The organism is Moorena sp. SIO3I6 (assembly GCF_010672095.1).
The window spans coordinates 1-2,045 of record NZ_JAAHHU010000869.1 but is presented as its reverse complement, the minus strand read 5'-3'; the positions used below and the strand labels follow the sequence as shown (position 1 = coordinate 2,045).

Sequence of the window (2,045 nt, the reverse complement as noted above, 5' to 3'; positions counted from 1 at the left end):
TACAGTATTTGATACTGACCCTGCAAAAGCGCCTACTGCCCCAGCAGGCTGGACAGTGGTCTACTCTGATGACGATCCAGCGGTAACTGGTCGTGACGCCCTGAGCGTAGACTGGTCTGCTACCCCCCCAGCTGATGTTAAGCGCATTGGTTTTATTGCTGACGGTCCTATTACTGCAGGAACCTCCACTGAAGCTGATGCCAATGGCTTCAGCTTTGGTGTGATCACCAGTGGGTTACCGGTTGCTGGTGGTGAAGTCGCTAACATTGCTCAGGCATTTGGTGAAACTGTCGGTGACCCAACGGATGAAGTGGTCTACGATGAATCCGGTGACCAAAATCCCAACAACTACAATGATGATGGTACACCACCGGATGAGACTGGTACCGACTTCAACCCAGCTACAGACCTTGGTATTGCCAATCCCAGTGCTGATGGTGTTGATGAAGACAATGACAACACAGGTGAAGGACCTAAGGGTGAAGACACTGTAGTTACCATTACTGCAGACATTGAGACTACCAGTCAAATCCTCAATGGTCCAGAGAATCGACCCAACGCCATTGGTCCAACCAATGACAATGATGACTTCACTAACCAGTCCACAACTATTCCAGCTGGAACAGCTCAGGGTATCGACATTGACCCAGGTGCGGTGACCTTCGACAATACCGTTGAGAACCCCAATGCTACTAATTTAGATAACGTAACCTTGTTGCCAATTGCGCCTTCAGTCGGTAATGCGGCGACTAATGACCCTCAAGTTAATCCTCAATTCACCACTCCAGTAGACTTTGGACCAGATAACCAGATTCCTGATAACACTACGGTCACGATCAGGTACGAGCCAGAGACAGGTCCAATTCTTGAGGCGACTTACACCTACACTGAAGCTGGTGGTTTTACCCTCACTGGTGGTACAACAGTTAATGTTGGTACTCTCACACCAGGTCAGCAATTGGATTATGAGGTAATTGTTGACTTACCTGAGACAGCTCAAGTTCAGGGTTACGGGATTCCGATTGTTGCCTTTGTGGACAACACCACGGACGGAAACTTTGATGTCACTGAAGACACCGTCTTCAACATTACTGTTGACCGTCCCTACACTGGTTATATGCAGATGGTGCAAGAAGCTCGGATTCTGGATACTGATGGTGTAACAGTGATTCAGGACTTCTCCGGCGGAGATCCCACAGGTGATCAGGAAGGTACCCTCGCGGAACGGGCTAAGCCTGGTCAGTTTATCGAGTACCGAATTACCTACACCAATATCTCTGAACCACTAGTGGGTGCTGGTAACGTAGTTTTGGATGCTGAGAACTTCACCATTACTGAGGATGGTACTGCAGCTCCTAACAACTGGGTTACTGTCACCACTCACGAGCAAGGAACTGACCCATCTCAGGGTACTGTGGAGTACTTCAATAATACCTTATCCTTTGGAAATACTGACCCAGCTAGCGGTGAGGAAGTGACTAGGTACGTCAATGAAGTTGGTACTGTTGCTCCTGGCGACAATGGATCCTTTGTCTTCCGTCGTAAGGTGGACTAATCTTTAATGCTCTGAAGTAGTAAGTATAGCGCTACGCTTAGCGTCAGAAGTCAGAAGTCAGAAGTCAGAAGTTGACTCTAACAAGGTTTTAGGGTGCGTAGTGGCGTGGCACACCTAAAAATGTTTGTTGGGTTGAGCGGTAGGGAAACCCAACAATGCGTTACTGGTGTTGGGTTTCATTCTTCAACCCAACCTACGCTTATTGCACCATTTTAGATGTGTCAGTCCAGTAGGGTGCGTTAGGGGCGGGCTTGCTATCATGTTAACACCGAGCGCCAGTGTTGGAACAGCCCGCCCCGTAACGCACCACCCAAGGGTGAGTCCTGATTTTCTCGGTCCCCAGGGGACAGCCCGCCCGAGGAAGGAAACGGGCAAGATGCCCGTTCCACGTCTGATGCCCGTTCCATGCCTGATGCCCGTTCCACGCCTGATGCCCGTTCCACGCCTGATGCCCGTTCCACCCCCCGGATCAAACAGCAAAAGTGAGATA

Annotated in this window: 1 protein-coding gene and 1 pseudogene; one reads left to right on the top strand and one right to left on the bottom strand. The window is 49.9% G+C overall.

Annotated elements, in window-relative coordinates:
• A pseudogene (locus F6K49_RS43780) lies at positions 1-1,555 on the top strand (hypothetical protein); the annotation flags it as partial.
• A gap of 257 nt (positions 1,556-1,812) precedes the next feature.
• Here F6K49_RS43780 and F6K49_RS43775 read toward each other — a convergent pair.
• The coding region (locus F6K49_RS43775) for a hypothetical protein (RefSeq protein WP_293108068.1) at positions 1,813-2,045 on the bottom strand (233 nt) is incomplete at its 5' end.